This window comes from Priestia sp. SIMBA_032, assembly GCF_046535215.1.
GTDB classification, from domain to species: domain Bacteria; phylum Bacillota; class Bacilli; order Bacillales; family Bacillaceae_H; genus Priestia; species Priestia aryabhattai.
This window is the reverse complement of sequence record NZ_JAWRXD010000594.1, coordinates 1-274: the sequence shown is the minus strand read 5'-3', so window position 1 is coordinate 274 and position 274 is coordinate 1. Positions and strand designations below refer to the sequence as shown.

The 274-nt window shown below is 38.7% G+C and carries 1 protein-coding gene; it reads left to right on the top strand.

Annotated elements, in window-relative coordinates; all coding sequences use genetic code 11:
• Positions 1-274, top strand: a 274-nt coding sequence (locus SB717_RS35645; RefSeq protein WP_410907674.1) for an HD domain-containing protein, incomplete at both ends; no start/stop codon positions are given.

The following is a 274-nucleotide window of genomic DNA, read 5'->3' as shown; positions in this document are numbered from 1 at the left end:
CATTAGATAAAGACTTACTATATGCAGGCGTTATTTTACATGACCTTGGTAAAGTAATTGAACTATCTGGCCCAATTTCTACAACGTATACGTTAGAAGGAAACTTACTAGGCCACATTTCTATCATGGTGAACGAAATTGGTAAAGCAGCAGACGAATTGCAAATCGATGCAGAAGAAGTATTAATTCTTCAACACATCGTCCTTTCGCACCACGGAAAAGCAGAATGGGGTAGCCCAAAACCACCATTAGTAAAAGAAGCAGAAATTCTGCA